The sequence below is a fragment of the Rhodococcus sp. RCBS9 genome, from assembly GCF_029457415.1.
GTDB classification, from domain to species: Bacteria; Actinomycetota; Actinomycetes; order Mycobacteriales; family Mycobacteriaceae; genus Rhodococcus_F; species Rhodococcus_F qingshengii.
Genome location: NZ_CP120422.1, coordinates 6,231,806 through 6,252,601 on the forward strand (window position 1 = coordinate 6,231,806; position 20,796 = coordinate 6,252,601).

A 20,796-nucleotide genomic window follows, 5' to 3' on the forward strand; every position below is an offset into this window, starting at 1 on the left:
GTGTGACCGCCCCTGATTCAGACTCCGACTCAGCGCCCAACGTGATTGCCGCGCTGTTCGACGTGACGTCCGATTCAGTCGGCGACGAACATGTCGAACAGGTACTTGCCGAATTCGGCTTTGGTGCAACGGAGGTCGCGGAGACCGCGGCCCTCATCCGGGCCAGTCGGTCGGAATTTCGGCGACTTCGCCGTCGCGAGAACGAATTGGCGGTTCTCTATTCGAGTGCACGTGAGCTCGCGCAGGTTCGCGACGTGGACACACTGCTGCAGAGGCTGGTCAACCGCGCACACGACATCATGGGCACCGACGTCACGTACCTGTCCGAGTTCGACGTGATCACTCGTGACCTGAATGTTCGAAAGACGGCCGGCGCGGTCTCGCCGGAACTCCAGCATCTGCAAGTTCCTGCCGGCGCGGGACTGGTCAGCGCGATTGCCGAATCTCGAGCAGCCCAATGGGTTCAGAACTACAGCGACTACACGCAGTCGCGCCATGACGAAGTGGTCGATGCCGCGATCGTCGCCGAGGGTCTGGTGGCGATTCTCGGCGTGCCGATGCTCTCCGACGGCCAGATCCTCGGAGTCCTGTTTGCCGCCGACCGCCGGGAACGACGATTTACCGCAGATCAGATCGCCCTGCTCTCTGCGCTGGCTGATCACGCCTCGGTAGTCCTGCAAACCGCACGGGCGCTGGACCGCGCCGAGGAATCCGCCGCCGAGACCGGGCGAGCACTCGACGAGCTGCGCGAGCACGTGTCCGCGCGGGACAAATCGAACATCGTCCACCAGGATCTGATCCACGCCGTTCTCCGCGGCGGTGGCTACGCCCAGGTTGCACGAACCCTCAGCAGCGCACTCGAACGCAGCACCGTCGTCGTCGACAATGAGCTACGCCCTCTCGTCACATCGTCGGGTGAGCAGATCACGACGGTGCCGTTGTCGCTACCTCCCGCCGTGTCCGATGCCATCGACCAGAGTCGCCGAAGCGGCCGATGCACGTTTGTCGCCGATAACAGCGAGACCGTGATCCAACTCGTCAGCGCCGTCACCGCCGGAGAATCGTTCCTCGGGGCCATCTTGCTGAATCGTTCGGACGCGCCGATCGGCCCCGTCGAACTCCGGACCGTGGAACGGGCAGCTCAGGTCACTGCCATCCTCGTGTTGCAACACTCGGCGGCAGCAGCAGCGGACCGGCGTGCACGTGACGAACTGGTCGCCGACTTGCTGAGCACTGCGCCCGAGCGCAGGCGCGATCTCGAACGTAGGACCCGAAACCTCGGCATCTCCCTCGGCGAACTGGACACCGTCCTCGTGGTGTCGGTCGCTCCGGAACTCCGCACCGCCGCGCTCCGCGCAATCGGGCAGTCTCTGCCGGTAGCGGGGTTGGCGGCGCAGCATGCCGGATTGATCGCGGTGGTCTCGCGCTCGGGAAACCCGGCAGCCGCGGCGACGGTCATTCACCGTCAGATCACCGGTTCGGTAGGACCGCACGCAGTAGTCATTGCGCCGACGACGGCGGAACGCCCCGAAGAGCTCCCAGCGCGCTTCACCTCGGCGCTGCGCACGGCCCGCCTACTCACGGCATTGGGCAAGACCGACGGCGCGGTCACGACGGCGTCATATCTGCCGTACACCGTTCTGTTCGGCGAAAATCCGGAATCACTTCATCAGTTCATCGACGAAGTAATCGGCCCGGTACGCGCGTACGACCGCGACAAGGACACCGATCTCACCGCGACCCTTCGTGCCCTGGTACGCAACGAAGGGAGCCCGACCAAGGCTGCCCGCGCACTCAACTATCACCCCAACACCGTCGTTCAGCGTCTCGACCGCATCCGTACGCTCCTCGGTCAATCGTGGCGCGAAGACGAGAACTTTTTCCGGGTGTCCATGGCGACGAGGCTCGACGAACTTCGGGACGTGGGAACCGAAGAGGCCGGAAGCGGCATCACCGACAGCACCGATGGTGCATGACACTACAATTTCGACCGATCGATGTGTCGTGAGCACGTGGCCTGGCAGGCATCAACCTCCCTACTGTGAAGCGGAGCACAGAACCACTTCAGGAGGACGACCCCACGTGTCTATGAACAACCGGTCCATCAACAGCCGCATCGCCGATTTCCGGTCCTACGACCTCGCCGCACGACGCGCCGAGATCGTCCGCCAGACCGACCTGACCGAAGCAGACATCGCGGTCTACGACGCCGCCGACGGCCTTACCATCGACCAGGCCGATCGCATGGTCGAGAACGTCCTCGGCGTCATCGGCATCCCGGTCGGCGTGGCCACCAACTTCACGGTCAACGGCACGGACTACCTGATCCCGCTCGCCACCGAGGAGCCGTCGGTAGTCGCAGCCGCAAGCAACGCTGCTCGCATCGCACGCGGACTCGGCGGCTTTCACGTCTCGAGTACCCCGCCGATCATGCAGGCCCAGATACAACTCGTCGACGTCGTGGATCCGGCAGCCGCCCGTATCCGACTCCTCGAGGCACGTGAAGAAATCATTGCACTCGCCAACGAACAGGACCCGAAACTGGTCAGCGTCGGCGGTGGCGTGAAGGACGTTTCGGTACGCATCGTTTCTTCGGACAAGGCCACCTACGTCGTCCTTCACCTTCACGTCGACGTACGAGATGCCATGGGCGCCAACGCCGTCAACACGATGGCCGAGGCAATCGCGGATCGAGTCGCCGAGATCGGCGGCGGACACGTCGTCCTGCGCATCCTCACCAACAAGGCCGATCTGCGGCTGACACGCGTTCGCGCCGTGTTCGACGCCGAATTGATCGGCGGCGCAGAGGTTGTGGACAACCTGATCCATGCCGCACGCTTGGCGGAGCTGGATCCCTACCGCGCCGCGACGCACAACAAGGGCATCATGAACGGCATCAGCGCCGTGGTGCTGGCGACCGGAAATGACACGCGCGCAGTCGAAGCCGGGTGCCACTCCCATGCAGTCAACGCCGACGGAATCTACTCGTCGCTCTCGCATTTCGAGAAGAATGCCGACGGAAACATCGTCGGCACCCTCGAACTGCCCATGCCGGTCGGCCTCGTCGGCGGGGCCACCAAAGTGCACCCCGTAGCGCAGGCCGCAATCAAGATGCTCGGCGTCGAGAGCGCCGAGGAACTCGCCGGCATCATCCTGGCAGTCGGCCTGGCGCAGAACCTGGCTGCGGTCCGCGTTCTGGCCAGTGAGGGTGTCCAGCGCGGACACATGGGGCTGCACGCCCGCAACATCGCTGCCACCGCCGGAGCGCAGAAGAACGAGATCGACGCCGTGGTGGCACGCCTGATCGCGGACAAGAGCATTCGCGTCGAGCATGCCGAGAAGGTTCTCGCCGAGATCCGCGGCGGAAACTGACGACAATGACCGAAACAGTTGCAGGATCACCGGTGTGGAAGCCGGCGCCTCATCGAGTGCCGGCGCCGGGGCTGCCGACCTCGGTCCGGATCTACGAAGTCGGGCCACGCGACGGACTTCAAGCGGAAACAGCGGTGATCCCGACCGAGACGAAAGCCCAGTTCATCGAACGCCTGGTCGCGGCCGGCTCCCGCACTGTCGAATTGACGAGTTTCGTCTCACCTCGATGGATCCCGCAACTTGCGGACGCGGAAGAATTGATGGGTCGGCTGCACCTGCCGGACTCGGTACGTACGGTCGTTCTTGTCCCGAACCGCAAGGGTCTCGAGCGGGCCGTCGCCGCCGGAGCGAGCGAGGTTGCAGTATTCGTCAGCGCCACAAAGGAATTCGCGAAACGCAACCTCAATTCCACGGTGGACGGCGCGATCGCCGCGGCTGCCGAGGTCACTACGGCCGCCCGAGCCCTGGGACTTCCCGTCCGCGGCTACATCTCCATGTGCTTCGGCGACCCCTGGGAAGGCTCCGTGCCCGTCGAGCGTGTCGCCGACATCGCAAAGACCCTGATCGACAGCGGTGTCACGTCACTCTCACTCGGCGACACCATCGGCGTCGGCACACCTGGCCATGTGCTCGCTTTGCTCGGCGCCCTCCGAGAACGTGGCATCCCCACATCGCAGATCGCCATGCACTTTCACGACACCTACGGCCAGGCGCTGTCGAACGTCTATGCGTCGTTGACCGCTGGGGTATCCGAATTCGACAGTTCCGCAGGTGGTCTCGGACGGTGCCCGTATGCCAAGGGCGCGACCGGAAATCTCGCCACCGAGGATCTGGTGTGGATGCTCCACGGCCTCGGGATCGACACCGGCATCGACCTGGATTCGCTCACCGATACAAGCAGCTGGATGGCCGAACAGATCGGCCACTCGAGCCCGTCCCGAGTTGTCACCGCCCTCCGCGCAGCACGCACCTGACACCCGCAACGCAAGCCCCTCATCTCGCAAGCCCCTCCCTGTACGACCCCGCCATGCATGACACTGGAGAAGACTGATGTCACCACCGCAGCCGGCAACGACGCCGACCACCACAACCGAGCCGACCGAGCAGCAGACATACCTCGAAGTCTGGGGTGACACCGTCAACGGTCGACACCTCGCGATCTCCGTTGCAGTCGGCAGTGTCGTCGGCGCCTCGGCCCTTCTCGCGGCCCAGGCACTGTTCGAACGGGTCGTCAGCGAACCGTCGTTGGCCCAGGCGTACAGCCTTCTGGTCGGCATCGCGGCCTGCCTGCTCGCCGGGGTGGTCTGCGGAATCTTCATCAAGCCGAAGCGGATAGTCGCCTTGGCCGCCGCCGACGCGGAGTCGATCGACGGTGTCATCACGACGATGAGTGAACAGCGCCAGGGTCTGGGCACTCTCGCCGACATTCCGGAGCAGAGCCGACAGGAACTTCGCGAGCTGGGTCTGTACGACCACTTCGCCGCTGCCGAGGCCGAGCACGCACGGGTCTCGAACACACCGAAGGACGGTGGGCGCGCATGAGTTCGGTTCTGACCAACGAAATTCTGATTGCCGTTCTCTTCGGCATCATCGGCGCGGTCGCATTCACGTTCATCGGATTGATCTCCGGCACGGACGAGACCGCCACGATCGCACCACTGACTCTGCTCGTGATTCTGCTCGGCGCTCCCCCGGCGGCGGTCTTCACGTTCTTCCTCTCGGGTGCGATCGCCAAACACATGACGCACGCGGTGCCGACGATGCTGCTGGGCATTCCCGGCGACACGATGGCGATTCCACTCTTGCCGGAAGCGCAGATGATGCGCTCACTCGGCATCCCGCACATCGCACTCCGCAAGGCGATCTCGGGAGCAGTGATCTCGGCGTTCGTCGCTGTGCCGGTTGCCGTTTTGTTCGCGACCATCCTCGCGCCGTTCGCGGACACCGTTCAGTCGATAGCACCGTGGCTGTTCCTGGTCGCCGCCATCGGCATCGCCTACGCCTCACCAGGCCGCTGGGCCGGGGTTGTCGCCCTCGTTCCCTTCGTCATCTTGATCCTCGGCGCTCGCGCGTTGACGTCGAATTACGATGTGTCGCTGAACATCAGCTACTTCCTTGCGATCGCAGTCGGGCCGCTGATCGCGGACCTCGCATTGACCTTGGGCCCGTCGAGCCGTAAGGACATGGAACGCAGTGAACCCAAAACCGTTGCATTGGCCCCGGACATCAAAGGATGGAAGGGATACTTCCCCAATCCTCTGAAGGTCCTCGATCGCAAGCAGATCGGTTACACCGCCGCCGCTTCCACGGTGTCGAGCGCAACCTTCGTCTTCAGCCCGGTCGCCATGACTGTTCTGATGGGTGAGCTGGTAGGTGCGCGGATCAAGAACGGCTATCACCGACTGACCACAATGGTCTCGGCGAAGAACGGTACGACGGAATCCACCTACATCGCGGAAACCCTCATCCCACTCGTCGCTTTCGGCCTTCCGCTCAGCCCGCTCGCGGCAGGCCCCGCAGCCCCTCTGTTCAACGCTCCACCGGTGTTCGAGACCAATCAGGAAACCGGAGTGATCAACAATCTCTCCACGTACCTGACGCAGTGGGAGTTCCTGCTCTACGGACTGCTCGCAGTGGTCACGGCAACGGTCATCGCATACCCCTTTGCCATGAACTACGCGTACCGCGCTGCGTCAGCGGTGGTCAAGCACATCAGTCACGAAGCTGTGATCGCGGTGTTCACGGGACTGGTCGTGGTCATCAGCATCTGGGAGGGCGGCATCCTCGGGCTTCTGATCACCGTGACGGTCGGCCTGGTCGGTGGTCTTCTCGGGCGCCTGTTCAAGATTCACGGCGGAGTTCTGTTCATGGGTTACTACGTAGCGCTGTTCAGTGTTCCTGCCCTGATCAATCTGTTCTGAATCGGTCGACTCCACCACCACGTGCGGACCCGCAACAAACTGCGGGTCCGCACGTATTTCTTCAGCTACCGACCGTGAGCGCCACGGTTCGATTGCGGTCCAACTTCTTCGCTCGATACAACGCCTCGTCAGCGCAATCGACCAATTGCGTCAGGTCTGCGTCGCCGTGGGGTGAACACGCGACACCGATGCTGACCGTCGGCCCGAAGTCGCCCAATACTGCCGACGAATTCTCCGCTTGCGCGCGTCGAATCATCTCGGCTGTTTCGGTCGCGCCCTCGAGATCGACACCGGCCATCAGTACGACGAACTCCTCGCCGCCCAATCGGGCGAAGAGGTGCTTGTCATCGAGGTGCCGCCGCACCTGATCGGCAAAACTCACCAACGCTGTATCGCCGGCACGATGACCGAGGTTGTCGTTCACCATCTTGAAGTGATCCAGATCCATCATCAGGACGCTGACCGGACGTCCAGAGTGGCGACGCGGATCGGTCGCACCCGTCACGCTGCCGCCTCGCCGCAAGAATTCGTCCCGGCGCAACGCACCGGTGAGATCGTCGTGGGTGACGGCCTGGGTGAGTGCCTCGAGCGCGCGGCGACGCTCGAGGATCACACAGGCCACCGCGATCGGCGCTACCGCCAGCAGCGACAATCCGATCTGGACCGACGCGCTGACCGGCGAGACGCCCTCGCTGGACAATCCGAGATGGCCGTCGGCCGTCAGTACCAACGTCCAGGCAGTTGACACAGCGGTGAGCACCGACGTGACAAATACATTGGTGAGCAAGGCTGCAGTCACCAGCGCCGGCATGGCAAACGCGATCGCTCCGGCACCGCCTATCACCCACTCCAAGATGATGCAGACGGCCAGCAGCGCCGTCGGAACAAATGATCGACGCACAAGCGTGGCAACAGCTTTCGGTTCTCGATCCACTCGTCGAAGCGAAGGGAATGTCAGCACCAAGGGGACGATGGTCATGTAGTTGACGAACTCACTCGAGAACCAGAGCAACCAGCCGTCCCACCACTGCCCGCCGAACAGCACGCGGTTCGCGATACCGCCCACGAGCGCCGCCATCGACGCGGCGGCGACAGTCATCGACACGAGATAGCCGACGGACTGAATACTGGTCAGTCGACGGTCCTCACTGTCGACCCAGCGAAAGCCGTAGAAGCCGCTCGCAACCCCGACGATGTTGGCCGCGTTGAGCCACACCGTGGACTCCCATGCCCCACCGGTGATCAGGTCGGCTCCGACATAACCGACTACGACGCAGATCCAGGTGAGCAGTGTGGCGGAACGCGGCGACCGAAAGAGGATCCCGAGTAGCAGCGCGTTGGCCGGCCAGAAGACTGCAAGCGTGCCCGGCAGACGGCTCAGAATTCCGACCAGGCACGAGACGAAGACGACTACGCCGATAAGCAGTGCGCGACGTACGGCCGATGACGACAACGACTTTTCGACCGTGCTCACCACCTACATTCGACTGACCTACTCACAATTCGACAACCACTGTCGGTGACCAAGGCGCCCCGGATGCAGGGTCGCCGCAAGACACCCGTCGAAATATACCGACCGGAATCGTACGCGAGGGACGTCGAAACCCAAGGCGCCCCACTGTGCCTTGGCTATCGATGCGGACAAATCGGATGTTACGTCGTCAGTTGGTCAAATGAAGTTCACCGAGCGTGATCGAAGCGGTGCGAGCAAACTCTCGGACACTCGCGCCCCCACTTCCGGCAGGCATTACCCCGAGAAGGGGAACACCGCTGACCGAGACCAGATCCTCGCGATTGCATCTCTCGGCGAGGTCCGGTTCCTGCGGCCACGAACCGATCACCAACCCGGCGCAGTCCACGCCGGATGCACGTAGGGCTTCCACGGTCAGTGCCGTGTGATTGAGCGTGCCCAGGCCGGACGCAACCACCAGCACCACTGGCGCTGCCAGAGCCGCGGCAAGATCGCGAGCGGTGAACCCGTCGACGCCCAAGCGGACCAGCAAGCCGCCGGCGCCTTCGATCAGGGTCAAGTCGTGGGTGGTGTCCAGGTCGGAGGCGACCCGAACCACGTCGTCGAGCGCCAACAACGGGAGACCACTTCGACGTGCAGCAGTATCCGGCGCCAAAGGTTCGGGGTACCGCGCCAACTCGACCAGCGTCGCACCGCCGCCGGTCAGACGCTCGATCTCGGCCAGATCACCCGCACCGTCCACGTCGACGCCGGTCTGGGCCGGTTTGAGCACTGCAACCGACTTTCCCGACTGCAAGGCCACCGATGCCAATGCGGCTGTCACCACTGTTTTTCCGACGTCGGTCGACGTTCCGGTCACCAGGAAAATGCTCATGCTCGGGCTCCGGCCAATACTTCGCGCAGTACGAGAGCGATCTGCTCCATCTCGGATGCGGACAGCGTCGCTCGTGCGGTCAGACGCAGCCGTGACGTTCCTTCCGGAACCGACGGCGGGCGGAAGCAACCGACATGCAACCCCTGATCCCGGCACGCCGACGCGGCATCGAACGCCCGCTGCGGATCACCGAGAACGACTGAGACGACAGCAGATTCAGGCGACGGAGCACCGGTGACGTCCGCCAACTCGGATGCCCGGGCCAGGACGTCGAGCGCTCGCGTCGGCTCACGCTGGAGTACGGCGAGTGCAGCCCTGGCCGCGCCTACGGCGGCCGGTGCGAGACCGGTGTCGAAGATGAACGTTCTTGCCGCGTCGATGAGATGCGCGCGGATCTTGTTGTCACCGAGCACAACTCCGCCCTGGCTGGCGAGCGACTTGGACAGTGTTGCCGTCACGACGACGTCGGGTTCACCGGCCAGGCCCGACTCGTGGACGAGTCCACGTCCACCGGCACCGCGCACACCGATGCCATGCGCCTCGTCGACCAACAGGATCGCCCCGTACTCGCGGCACACCTGATGCATCTGCCGCAGTGGCGCGAGGTCTCCGTCGGCACTGAAGACCGAATCGGTGACGACCAGCGCTCGCTCTTCCACTCTGCTGCGCAACGTGTCGGCGAGAAAGCCCACGTCCGAATGCGGAGCAACGGCGACCCGAGCACGTGACAGGCGGCAGGCATCCACCAGCGAGGCATGCGATCCCGCATCGGAGACGATCAACGACCCTGGACCCGAGAGCGCCGTCACCGCGCCGAGATTGGCTGTGTAACCGGAGGAGAAGACAAGTCCGGAGTCCGCCCCGACGAACTCGGCCAGTTCGACTTCGAGCAGTTCGTGTTCGGTGGTGGTGCCGGTGACCAGACGAGAGCCCGTGGCGCCCGCGCCCCAACGGCGCAGAGCCGCCGCGGCACCCTCGATCACATCGGGGTGCAGCACGAGTCCGAGGTAATCGTTCGACGCCAGGTCGATCAACGGGGAGTCGACCGTGCGAGGACGGAGTTCGCGACGCAGTCCAGCGGCCCTGCGGTCCGCTTCGACGGCCGTCAGCCAATTCAGCGAGGTGTTCACTTTTCCGACCATACTTGAACACCGTTCAACTCAATGGTTAGGGTGCATCCGTGCTCACAACCGGACTTGATCCCCATGACGTCTCCGCCATCGATGCCGATGTCCTCTGGCATCCGTACGGATCGTTTCCCGCGTCGACTCGTCCGCTGATCGTCGACTCTGCGCAGGGGGCTACCCTGACGCTCTCCGACGGCCGCCGATTGGTCGACGGGATGAGCTCGTGGTGGGCCGCCATTCACGGCTACCGCAATCCCGTGCTCGACACCGCCGCCGCACGGCAGCTCGGCAAAATGAGCCATGTCATGTTCGGCGGACTGACGCACGAACCCGCCGCTCGCCTCGGGCGACTGCTCGTCGACATCACACCACCTCACCTCGACAAGGTGTTCCTCTCCGACTCCGGTTCGGTGGCCGTCGAAGTCGCAGTGAAGATGTGCCTGCAGTACTGGCGGAGCCTCGGAAAGCCGTCGAAGAATCGTTTGATGACCTGGCGCGGCGGATACCACGGTGACACCTTCACCCCCATGAGCGTCTGCGATCCCGACGGCGGCATGCATTCTCTCTGGACCGACGTCCTGCGCCCTCAGGTCTTCGCGCAGGCTCCCCCGGCGGGCTATCTCCCCGAATACGTGCAGGAGTTGGAATCGCTCTTGGCCGAGCATCACGAGGACCTCGCAGCGGTGATCGTGGAACCGGTGGTCCAAGGCGCCGGCGGAATGCGTTTCCACGATCCCGCGTACCTGATCGACCTGCGTAACCTCTGCGACAAGTACCAAGTCCTCCTGGTCTTCGACGAGATCGCGACCGGATTCGGACGCACCGGAGAATTGTTCGCCGCCGATCACGCCGGCGTCAGTCCCGACGTCATGTGCGTCGGCAAGGCACTGACCGGCGGGTACATGAGTCTGGCGGCAACGCTGTGCACCACGGAGATCGCGGAGACCATCACTGCCGGTGAGGGCGGCGGGCTGATGCACGGCCCCACCTTCATGGGCAATCCACTCGCGTGCGCCGTCGCGGTGGCGTCGACCGAACTTCTGCTTGCGATGGACTGGCGGCGTGACGTCGCAACCCTCGAACGTGGCCTCGCTCGAGGCCTCGCCGAAGCCGTCACAATTCCCGGGGTCGTCGACGTCCGCGTCAAAGGCGGAATCGGAGTGATCGAACTCGAACAGCCGGTCGACATGCAGAGCGCGACCGATGCAGCCGTCGACGCCGGCGTCTGGCTCCGGCCGTTCCGCAACCTCGTATACGCGATGCCTCCGTACCTGTGTTCGGAGGCAGAGGTGGAACAGATCACAGCCGGAATGCTTGCAACCGCCCGCAGCCAGGCGAAACGGTGATCGGCACCGTAGACAGTCGACGAGATTCGATCGGCTGCACCCGATAGGGTCTGATTCATGGATCAACCGCCGAGCGAGACCTCAGCCACTCCCATCCCGGTATGGCCTGGCAGTGCGTACCCACTCGGTGCCACCTACGACGGCGCTGGGACCAATTTCTCGCTCTTCTCCGAGGTCGCCGAGGCCGTCGAGCTGTGCCTGATCGCCAAGGACGGAACCGAAACCCGCATTCGGATGGACGAGGTCGACGGTTACGTCTGGCATGCGTACCTTCCGTCGGTATCCCCCGGCCAGCGATACGGCTACCGCGTACACGGGCCGTACGATCCGGCTGCAGGTCTGCGATGCGATCCGAGCAAACTCCTGCTGGACCCGTACGGAAAAGCGTTCGACGGAGACTTCGACGGAGACCGTTCGCTGTTCTCGTACGACGTCGAATCGGCGGCGGACCCCGAACCTTCAGGAGACGACGAATCTCCCGCCGTGGGGCCGCAAGAGGCTACCGACGAAACGAGTTCGGAAGCCGAATCGGACGAGGTGGGCCTCGAAGACGACTCGCCCACGGGCGATCAGGAATCGGACGAGATCCTCGAGCCCGAACCCTTCGAGCCGGAACCACTCGTCGACGAACCCGCCACCATCCCTTTCCCCCAACATGATTCGCTCGGCCATACGATGTCGACCGTCGTCATCAACCCGTTCTTCGATTGGGCGTCCGACCACTCGCCGAAGCGTCCGTATCACGAGACGGTCATCTACGAAGCGCACGTCAAGGGTATGACCGCGACGCATCCCGGAGTTCCGGAGGAATTGCGCGGCACGTACGCGGGGCTCGCTCATCCGGTGATCATCGAGCACCTCACCGATCTGGGTGTCACGGCGATCGAACTGATGCCGGTCCACCAGTTCATGCACGATCAGGTGCTTCTCGACCAAGGTCTGCGAAACTACTGGGGTTACAACACCTTCGGCTTTCTCGCTCCGCACACCGACTACTCCTCGGCCACGAAACCCGATGCGGCCGTAGCGGAATTCAAAGCCATGGTGCGCAGCTTCCACCAGGCGGGTATCGAAGTGATCCTCGACGTGGTCTACAACCACACCGCCGAGGGCAATCACATGGGGCCGACCATCAGCTTCCGCGGAATCGACAATGCCGCCTACTACCGCCTGGTCGACGGCGACGAAGAGCACTACATGGACTACACCGGAACGGGCAACAGCCTCAACGCCCGTCATCCGCATACGCTGCAATTGATCATGGACTCTCTGCGGTACTGGGTCACGGAGATGCACGTCGACGGTTTCCGCTTCGACCTCGCCTCGACACTCGCCCGTGAACTGCACGACGTGGACCGCCTTTCGGCCTTCTTCGATCTCGTGCAACAGGATCCGATCGTCAGTCAGGTGAAGCTGATCGCCGAACCGTGGGACGTCGGCGAAGGCGGTTACCAGGTCGGCAACTTCCCCGGCCTGTGGACCGAATGGAACGGCAAATACCGCGACACCGTCCGCGACTACTGGCGTGGTGAGCCGGCAACGCTGGGGGAGTTCGCCTCCCGTCTCACCGGATCCTCTGATCTCTACGAGGCCACCGGACGTCGCCCTGGCGCGAGCATCAACTTCGTCATCGCTCACGACGGTTTCACCCTCCACGACCTAGTCTCGTACAACGAGAAGCACAACGAAGCCAACGGCGAGAACAACAACGACGGCGAATCGCACAACCGATCTTGGAACTGCGGGGTCGAAGGCCCCACCGACGACCCGGAAATCCTCGAACTGCGTGGCCGTCAGAGCCGGAACATACTGGCTACGCTGATGCTCAGCCAGGGCACCCCGATGCTTGCTCACGGCGACGAGATGGGCCGAACTCAGCAGGGTAACAACAACGTTTACTGCCAGGATTCGGAACTGTCATGGATGGATTGGACTCTCGCGGAAACCAACGCCGACCTCGTCGAGTTCACCAAGCGCGCAATTGCCTTGCGCGCCAAGAACCCGGTCTTCCGGCGTCGTCGATTCTTCGAGGGGCGACCTATTCGAAGCGGCGATCAGAGTCGCGACATCGCCTGGCTCACGCCGTCTGGCGAAGAGATGACTCCGGCCGACTGGGACAGCGGTTTCGGCAAGTCGTTGGCTGTCTTTCTCAACGGTGACGCGATCCCGGAACCGAACTACCGTGGCGAGCGCGTCACCGGAGATTCGTTCCTTCTCTGCTTCAACGCCCACTACGAAGATCTCGAATTCTCCACCCCCAACGCGGACTACGCGTCGGAGTGGACCGTCGTACTCGACACCTCGGTCCCCACCGGTGAGAGCGATACCGTGATCAAAGCCGGAACAACATTGGATGTAAAAGCGCGAGCATTGACGGTACTTCGCAGAACCGCTTGAGGGAGACGTGCACATGGCCCCGATAACCAGCACCTACCGACTGCAGTTGCGACCGGATGCATTCACTCTTCGTGATGCGGCCGCACAGGTGGACTACTTCGAGGCATTGGGGGTCTCACATCTCTATCTCTCCCCCATCCTCACGGCAACGTCCGGATCGACGCACGGCTACGACGTCACCGATCCGACAACCGTGTCCGAAGGACTTGGTGGCCGCGAGGCCCTGGTGGAGCTCTCGCGCGCCGTTCGATCACGTGGGATGGGCCTGATCGTCGATCTGGTCCCCAACCATGTCGGTGTCGCCAAACCTCGCGAAAATGCTTGGTGGTGGGACGTTCTCACGCACGGGCAGTCGTCGGAGTACGCGCATTTCTTCGACATCGATTGGGCCGAGGACAACGGAGCCAACGGCGCCGACGGCAAACTCTCACTCCCGGTACTGGGCAGCCCGGACGATCTCGACGCACTGACTGTCGAGAAAGATGGCGAGGAAACACTTCTCGCGTTCTACGAGCACCGCTTCCCCATCGCTGCCGGTACTGAATTCGGATCTCCACAGGAGGTGCACTCCAGGCAGTCGTACCGACTCGTACCGTGGAACGCCGGGATCGTCAATTACCGACGGTTCTTCGCCGTCAACGAACTCGCTGCGCTGCGCCAGGAGGACCCCCAAGTCTTCGAACTCTGCCATCGGCAAGTGAAGTCGTGGGTCGACGAAGGACTGATCGACGGCGTTCGCATCGATCACCCGGACGGACTCGCGAATCCGGCGGAATATCTCGGGCGCCTGCGAGAACTGATCGGACCAGATCAGTGGCTCGTGATCGAAAAGATCCTCGGCCATACGGAACCACTCGATCCGATGCTCCCGATCGACGGCACCACCGGATACGACGCCCTCAATCAGCTGGGCGGCGTTTTCGTCGATCCCGCCGCCGAACTCGAATTGACCGAACTCTCGGCAGATCTGACCGGCGACGACGGGGACAGTGCATGGTTGCATCACACCGAACGTCAGTTCAAACGCGACACCGGGCGCGGTGACCTTGCACCGGAGGTTCGCAGGCTCGTGCGTGCAATCCGACGCGAAACCGGAAGTCGTTGCAGTGAAACCGAACTGAACGACGCAGTTGTCGTCGCGATCGCTCGGATGCCGGTGTACCGATCCGACTACAGTCCCCTCGCCGGTTTGGCCGCTCGGATCGTCGGTGACATGCACGAATTGGCTCCCGGACATGAACCATCGTTCAACGTGTTGGCGCAATCCCTGGTGAACAGCGGTGAGGCCTCAGTTCGCTTCCAGCAGGTGTGTGGCGCTGTCATGGCCAAGTCCGTCGAAGATCGACTCTTCTATCGGACGGCGCGCCTGGTCTCACGTCAGGAAGTCGGCGGCAACCCTGCATCGCTTGCCGTCTCCGTCGCCGAATTCCATCTCCACAACGCGGACCGAGCGAAGCGGTGGCCGCGCGCGATGACGAGTCTGTCCACTCACGACACCAAACGCGGCGAGGACGTGCGGGCACGGATCGGTGTTGTGTCTCAAGTGCCGACCCTGTGGGCCCGGCTGATTCGCGAGTGGGAAGACGTGTGCCCCAGCCCTGATCCGCTTACCGGATTGTTCTTGTGGCAGAACATCATCGGTGTGTGGCCGACGGACGGCCGCTCGGCAGCCTCGGTTCCAGAGCTGCGCGAGCGTTTGCACGCCTATGCGGAGAAAGCCGTCCGCGAGTCCGGCGCCAGGACTTCCTGGAACGATCCGGACGTCGACTTCGAGTCGGCAGTGCACCGCTGGATCGACGAGGTGATCGACGGCCCGGTCGGTGATTCGGTCAGCGAATTCGTCGGCCGGATCGCGCGTCACGGCTGGTCGGACTCTCTCGGCCAAAAGCTGCTCCAACTTCTCGGGCCCGGCGTTCCCGACGTCTACCAGGGCACTGAGCTGTGGGAGGACTCGTTGGTCGATCCGGACAACCGGCGGCTTGTCGACTACGGAACGAGGCGATCACTGCTCGATTCCGGCACCGCGCCGATCGACGCAACAGGAACCGCAAAGTTGCACCTCGTTCGCACGGCACTGACACTGCGGCGGGAGAACCCCTCGTGGTTCGATCACGGTGAGTACCGGCCGGTCTTCGCTTCAGGTTCCGGATCCGGTCATCTGGTCGGCTTCTCGCGCGGCCCGGCAGGTGATCCGCCTATGGTCGTTGCTCTGGCGACGCGACATTCGCTCAGACTCTCGTCGCACGGTTGGAGAGATACGCGAGTGGACCTGCCAGATGGCGAATGGGTCGACGCACTGAGCGGACAACCCGTCTTGTCTTCGGATGCGCGGGACATCTTCGCTGCCGGGCCATGTGCCCTGTTGAACAGGGTGCGCTGAGCGGTTTCCGCTGACTGGGCATTCACCCCCGAAAAGAACTTCGTCGCGCTAACTTCCGAAGAGCAGATCATCACCACTAGTCGGAGGTTTGAGCATGGCCGCCAGTCGATTCACCGGAAAAGTTGCCTTCATCACCGGAGCCGCCCGTGGTCAGGGGCGCGCCGAAGCTGTCCGGCTGGCAGAAGAGGGCGCAGACATCATCGCCGTCGACGCGTGTGTTCAATTCGAATCCACCTCGTATGCCGGCGCCACCGACGACGACCTGGCCGAGACAGTCGAACTGGTCAAGGCCCTGGACCGTCGAATTGTCGCTACCAAGACCGACGTTCGCGACTTCTCTGCACTGTCCGCGGCGCTCGCGGCCGGCATCGACGAATTGGGGCGACTTGACGTCGTCGTCGCGAACGCCGGAATCTGTTCTGCCAACATGTCCTGGGAAATCACGCCCGAGCAGTGGCAGGAAACGCTCGACGTCAACCTGACCGGCGTCTTCCACACCGCCAAGGCAGCGATCCCGCACCTGATCAAGCAAGGCACCGGTGGCTCGATCATCTTCACCAGCTCCGTCGCCGGCCTGCGCGGCCTCCCCTTCCTCGGCCATTACGTCGCGAGCAAACACGGCATCACCGGTCTGGCCAAGACGATGGCCTCGGAGTTGGGGCAGTACAACATTCGGGTCAACACCATCCACCCACACGGCGTGGAAACCGGAATGCAGATGACGGACATGCGGCCGCTCATCGACGCCAACGCCCACACACTCGGTCCGATCTTCATGCAGACCTTGCCCGACCCGGTCAGCCAGCCGGAGGACATCGCCGCCGCCGTCGCGTTCCTCGGTTCCGACGAGGCCCATCACATCACCGGCATCGCGATGCCGCTCGATCTGGGCACCCTGATCCGCTGATCGAATCTTCTCGAGTTTTTCCCGTCCTCGGGGAATATCGCTTCCCCGAGGACGGTTGCGCGAGACATGACCAAAACTGTTGTAGCGCAGACGTACGGCACGCCCGAGGTCCTGAAGCTGGTGGACGTCGATTTACCGGCGCCGAAATCAGGTGAAGTCCTGGTCGACGTGAAGGCGATCGGCGTCAATCCCTTCGACTTCAAGCTCTACAGCGGCGCTTTCGGCACCGACCCCGAGAAACTTCCCATCCACCTCGGCGGCGAGGCAGCGGGCGTCGTCTCGGCTGTCGGCGACGGCGTCACAAATGTGACCGTCGGCGACGAAGTGATCGTCAGCCCCGGCAACGGCCTCTACTCCGAACAAGTAGTCGTGCCGGTCTCCTCTGTCACCGCGAAGCCCGCAGGCATCAGCTGGGAACAGGCAGCCGGCCTCCTTCTGGTCGGCGGAACTGCAGTCGACGCCCTCGACACCATTCGGGTCGGTTCCGGCGACACCGTTCTCATCCACGGCGCGTCCGGCGGCGTCGGCGCGATCGCTGTTCAGCTGGCAGTTGGTCGCGGAGCTACGGTGATCGGCACTGCGGGAGCCTCGAATCAGGATTACGTGCGCTCGCTCGGCGCCACGCCTGTGCTCTACGGCCACGGCCTCGAAGCGCGTGTCCGTGAACTCGCGCCGAACGGCGTCGATGCGGCGTTCGACACCGCCGGAACGGACGAAGCCGTCGATGCATCTCTGGCTTTGGTCACCGACAAGAGTCGCATCGTCACCATCGTCGCGTTCGGACGCGCCCAGACCGACGGCTTCGCGTCCGTCGGCGGAGGCAATCCGGCAAGTGCGGAAGCGCGTTTGAAGGCACGATCCGAACTTGTCGAACAAGCCGGTTCCGGACACCTCATCGTGAAGATCGCCAAGACCTTCCCGCTAGCGGACGTGGCACTCGCTCACACCGAGTTGCAGAGTTCGCACCCCGCGGGAAAGTTCATCCTCGTTCCGTGACCTTCAGCTCTGTCTTGCCTAGGCCTTAGGGGCGAGTGGAACCAACAGGGTGGTGCCGAACGCGACGAGCACCGATTCGCCTTCGCGTTCGGCATGTACCTCGGCAGTGACGAACACCTGCTTGCGCCCGGCCTTGACCGAGCGCGCCGTAGCGACAAATGCGGTTCCGACGCCCGGACTCACGAAATTGACCGCGCAGTTGGACGCCGCCACGACACCTACCTGGGTGAAAGCAGCAAATCCGCACGCGGTGTCGACGAGTCCCGCCACGAGCGCAGCGTGCAGGTGTCCCGAGTACTGGCCCAGATCCTCACGCCATTCGAGCCGCAGACAAACGCGACCCGGTTCGGCCTCCGTGACTTCGAATCCGGCCCACCGGTTGAAGGCCGCCGAGGCGTTGACCGCGCGCAACTGTTCGAGCATTTCAGAATTTCCCATGTAGACCAGTCTACATAGATTGTGGTGGATCGCTGGGGTGTTTAAGCTCCAACTCGTGGCGACTCCCCCGAAACACCGCGAAGCACTCGTACGAGCTGCGGCCGATCTGTTTCGCCGCCAGGGGTATGCGGCAACGGGCCTCAACGAGATCCTCAAGTCGAGCGGGGCGCCGAAAGGTTCGCTCTACCACTACTTTCCCGGCGGCAAAGAGCAGATCGGCGAAGAGGTCGTCCGCGTCGGCGGGCAGTTGGTCACCGACACCCTGACCGAACTCGCCGACAGCCAATCGGACGCCGGGTCGCTGCTGCGCGAGTACGCGCGGTTGCTCGCCGGATGGGTGAGCGATTCGGATTTCCACGAAGGCTCGCCGATCACGACGGTGTTGTTGGAACTTGCCCCCGATTCGGAGAGCGTGACAGCCGCCGGACAGGCGGTGTATCGACAGTGGACTTCGCTACTGCGCGACACACTGATCGCGTCCGGGGTCGGACGTGCGCGAGCGGAACGGCTTGCCGTCCTGGCAGTGTCCGCGCTCGAGGGCTCGCTGGTGCGGGCTCGCGTCGAACGATCCGGTCAGCCGATTCTCGATTCCCTCGGCGAGGTCGCCGACGTGTTCGACGGAGCAATCGCCGCGGCGCACTCGCACTGAGCGAACGCGACCTGAGCGAACGGCACTCTCGGTCTCATGAAGGCGCCGAAAGGTACGTTCGCTCGGAATCGGAGGGTGGCTCAGTCGGCTTCCGGGCGCCATCCCGAGCACCATCCCGAGCACCACCGCGGGCCGCGCCGATCCCTGCGACGACGACGCACGCGATACCTGCCACGGCCAGAACACTCGGAACCTGTTGCAGCACAACCAGACCGATAAGCTGCGCGAAAGCAGGCTCGAGACTCATCAGCGTGCCGAACGCCGCCGTGGACAGCCTTCGCAACGAGACCATCTCCAGAACGAACGGCACGACGGGCAGCAAGATCGCGAGTCCGAGGCCCACGAGAATCAGATGCGGAGTCAGCCGCCCGATAGCCGAGTGGCCTACGGCAATTGTCGCGGCCAACCCGGCTACCGCCATCGACACCGCCAGCCCGTTGATACCGGCAACCTCGTCGCCGACGCGCTGGGTGAGCAAAATGTACATCGCCCAGCAGAGCGCCGCACCGAGTGCGTACGCCACACCGACCAGATCGACTGTCCCGGCCCACGGTTCGGTGAGAAGCACGACGCCCACGCCTGCCAGAACCGGCCACAGAACGCGGCCACGCCCCCGGAGCAAAGCAACCGTCAGCGGACCCAAGAATTCCAATGCGCTTGCTGTTCCCAGCGGAAGGCGCTCCACCGCTGCCATGAACAGGAGCGTCATGCCTGCGGTGACCACACCCAGAACCACGCAAGCCAGAAACGCCTTGCGAGTGAACGCCGAAGGGCGGGGCCTGACGATGATCAGAAGAATGATGCCTGCCCAGGCGAGTCGTAGCCACGCCGCTCCGTCTGCGCCGAGCTGATCGATCAGGCCCACCGACACGGCGAGCCCGAGCTGCACGCACAACATCGCCAAAACAGCCAGGCCCACTCCGGCCCGCGCTTTCGTATCCATAGCTGAATTGAACGGGAGGCCAACCGTTCGTGTCCACGCGATTTTGACCTACATTATGTTCACGATTAGTGAATGATCGAAGGATGGAAACCCGTCGACTCCATCTCCTCCTCGAACTCTCCCGCTTGGGTTCGATGCGTGCAGTCGCCGAAGCGCACAACCTCACGACGTCGACAGTGTCCCAACAACTCGCGGCCTTGACCGCGGAGACCGGTACCGCACTGATCGAGCCCGACGGTCGCCGGGTGCGGCTGACGCCGGCCGGTCAACGACTGGCCGATCATGCCGTCACCATCCTGGCAGCCGTCGATGCAGCTCGCCTGGACCTCGATCCGGACGCGGAACCGGTGGGGACCCTGCGAGTCGGCGGATTCGCAACTGCGATCAGAACCGCGATGCTCCCCGTCGCTCGAAGCCTGCAACGCAGTCACCCGCAGGTGGACGTGATGATCTACGAATACGAACCCGTCGAGGCTTTTGCACTCCTCGAACGCGACGATCTAGACCTCGCACTGACGTACGACTACAACCTTGCCCCCGCGTCGCCGAGCCCACTACTCGAAGCAATTCCGCTCTGGTCGACGCCCTGGGGACTGTGTGTTCCCGACGACGCCAAAGCTCCCGACAAGTCCACAGAATCCGGAATCGATCTCCGCGCCTTCGCCGACACGTCATGGATAGTGAACTCACGCAACACGGCAGACGAGCGCGCTGTGCGAACCCTCGCGTCGCTGGCCGGGTTCACCCCTCGGATCACTCACCAGATCGACAGTCTCGACTTGGTCGAACTCTTGATCCTCAGTAGTTACGGCGTGGGGCTGATGCCGCTCGAACGCAAGACTCGCGAAGGCGTGCGCGTCGAACCACTCGTCGATCCGCCCGTCATCCTCACTGCCTATGCGGTGACGCGTCGCGGCCGATCGTCGTGGCCGCCGCTTCGGCTCGTGTTGGACCGACTCACGGCCTACCGATAAC

Annotated in this window: 17 protein-coding genes; 12 read left to right on the forward strand and 5 right to left on the reverse strand. The window is 63.4% G+C overall.

Annotation, left to right across the window (positions count from 1 at the left end; genetic code table 11):
• The first annotated feature begins 2 nt into the window (after positions 1-2).
• The 5 genes from P0M12_RS28970 (at position 3) to P0M12_RS28990 (ending at position 6,293) form a co-directional block, all read left to right on the forward strand.
• Positions 3-1,976: a GAF domain-containing protein gene (locus P0M12_RS28970; protein WP_233272337.1), complete on the forward strand. Its 1,974-nt coding sequence runs from the start codon at positions 3-5 to the stop codon at positions 1,974-1,976.
• A gap of 112 nt (positions 1,977-2,088) precedes the next feature.
• Entirely contained in the window at positions 2,089-3,372 is a 1,284-nt protein-coding gene (locus tag P0M12_RS28975) for a hydroxymethylglutaryl-CoA reductase, degradative (RefSeq protein WP_030537103.1), read from the forward strand.
• Positions 3,373-3,377: 5 nt separating this feature from the next.
• Positions 3,378-4,346 carry a hydroxymethylglutaryl-CoA lyase gene (locus P0M12_RS28980; protein WP_080712772.1) on the forward strand — a complete coding sequence of 323 codons (969 nt, stop codon included), beginning with the start codon at positions 3,378-3,380 and terminating at the stop codon, positions 4,344-4,346.
• A gap of 76 nt (positions 4,347-4,422) precedes the next feature.
• On the forward strand, positions 4,423-4,914 hold the full coding sequence (locus P0M12_RS28985) for a hypothetical protein (protein ID WP_003941716.1): 492 nt from the start codon (positions 4,423-4,425) through the stop codon (positions 4,912-4,914).
• Positions 4,911-6,293: a tripartite tricarboxylate transporter permease gene (locus P0M12_RS28990; protein ID WP_003941745.1), complete on the forward strand. Its 1,383-nt coding sequence runs from the start codon at positions 4,911-4,913 to the stop codon at positions 6,291-6,293. Before P0M12_RS28985 ends, P0M12_RS28990 begins: the two co-directional genes overlap by 4 nt.
• A gap of 61 nt (positions 6,294-6,354) precedes the next feature.
• On the opposite strand, the gene P0M12_RS28995 is transcribed toward P0M12_RS28990, so the two are convergent.
• The 3 genes from P0M12_RS28995 to P0M12_RS29005 form a co-directional block, all read right to left on the reverse strand.
• Entirely contained in the window at positions 6,355-7,767 is a 1,413-nt protein-coding gene (locus P0M12_RS28995; RefSeq protein ID WP_230587611.1) for a GGDEF domain-containing protein, read from the reverse strand.
• Between the two features lie 187 nt (positions 7,768-7,954).
• Entirely contained in the window at positions 7,955-8,638 is a 684-nt protein-coding gene (bioD, locus tag P0M12_RS29000; RefSeq protein ID WP_030537106.1) for a dethiobiotin synthase, read from the reverse strand.
• Positions 8,635-9,780 (reverse strand): 8-amino-7-oxononanoate synthase, encoded by a 1,146-nt coding sequence (locus P0M12_RS29005; RefSeq protein ID WP_030537107.1) that lies wholly within the window; start codon positions 9,778-9,780, stop codon positions 8,635-8,637. The genes bioD and P0M12_RS29005 overlap by 4 nt, the downstream gene beginning before the upstream one ends.
• A gap of 38 nt (positions 9,781-9,818) precedes the next feature.
• Between P0M12_RS29005 and P0M12_RS29010 the strand changes: the two genes are divergently transcribed.
• The 5 genes from P0M12_RS29010 (at position 9,819) to P0M12_RS29030 (ending at position 17,791) form a co-directional block, all read left to right on the forward strand.
• On the forward strand, positions 9,819-11,111 hold the full coding sequence (locus P0M12_RS29010) for an adenosylmethionine--8-amino-7-oxononanoate transaminase (RefSeq protein WP_030537108.1): 1,293 nt from the start codon (positions 9,819-9,821) through the stop codon (positions 11,109-11,111).
• A gap of 57 nt (positions 11,112-11,168) precedes the next feature.
• The gene (gene glgX / locus P0M12_RS29015) at positions 11,169-13,508 is read left to right on the forward strand and encodes a glycogen debranching protein GlgX (RefSeq protein ID WP_030537109.1); all 2,340 of its coding nucleotides are present in this window, start codon (positions 11,169-11,171) and stop codon (positions 13,506-13,508) included.
• 13 nt (positions 13,509-13,521) lie between these two features.
• Entirely contained in the window at positions 13,522-15,888 is a 2,367-nt protein-coding gene (treY, locus tag P0M12_RS29020; protein WP_277377197.1) for a malto-oligosyltrehalose synthase, read from the forward strand.
• 94 nt (positions 15,889-15,982) lie between these two features.
• On the forward strand, positions 15,983-16,795 hold the full coding sequence (locus P0M12_RS29025; RefSeq protein ID WP_007733124.1) for a mycofactocin-coupled SDR family oxidoreductase: 813 nt from the start codon (positions 15,983-15,985) through the stop codon (positions 16,793-16,795).
• A gap of 66 nt (positions 16,796-16,861) precedes the next feature.
• Positions 16,862-17,791: an NADP-dependent oxidoreductase gene (locus tag P0M12_RS29030; protein WP_030537111.1), complete on the forward strand. Its 930-nt coding sequence runs from the start codon at positions 16,862-16,864 to the stop codon at positions 17,789-17,791.
• A gap of 18 nt (positions 17,792-17,809) precedes the next feature.
• On the opposite strand, the gene P0M12_RS29035 is transcribed toward P0M12_RS29030, so the two are convergent.
• Positions 17,810-18,229: a PaaI family thioesterase gene (locus tag P0M12_RS29035; RefSeq protein WP_230587613.1), complete on the reverse strand. Its 420-nt coding sequence runs from the start codon at positions 18,227-18,229 to the stop codon at positions 17,810-17,812.
• 55 nt (positions 18,230-18,284) lie between these two features.
• On the opposite strand from P0M12_RS29035, the gene P0M12_RS29040 reads away from it, so the two are divergent.
• Complete coding sequence (locus tag P0M12_RS29040; protein WP_003941729.1) at positions 18,285-18,878, forward strand: TetR/AcrR family transcriptional regulator; 594 nt, start codon at positions 18,285-18,287, stop codon at positions 18,876-18,878.
• A gap of 34 nt (positions 18,879-18,912) precedes the next feature.
• On the opposite strand, the gene P0M12_RS29045 is transcribed toward P0M12_RS29040, so the two are convergent.
• Complete coding sequence (locus tag P0M12_RS29045; protein ID WP_030537112.1) at positions 18,913-19,821, reverse strand: EamA family transporter; 909 nt, start codon at positions 19,819-19,821, stop codon at positions 18,913-18,915.
• Positions 19,822-19,904: 83 nt separating this feature from the next.
• Here P0M12_RS29045 and P0M12_RS29050 point away from each other — a divergent pair, with 83 nt between their 5' ends.
• Positions 19,905-20,795 carry a LysR family transcriptional regulator gene (locus tag P0M12_RS29050; RefSeq protein WP_030537113.1) on the forward strand — a complete coding sequence of 297 codons (891 nt, stop codon included), beginning with the start codon at positions 19,905-19,907 and terminating at the stop codon, positions 20,793-20,795.
• The last annotated feature ends 1 nt before the right edge of the window (position 20,796 follow it).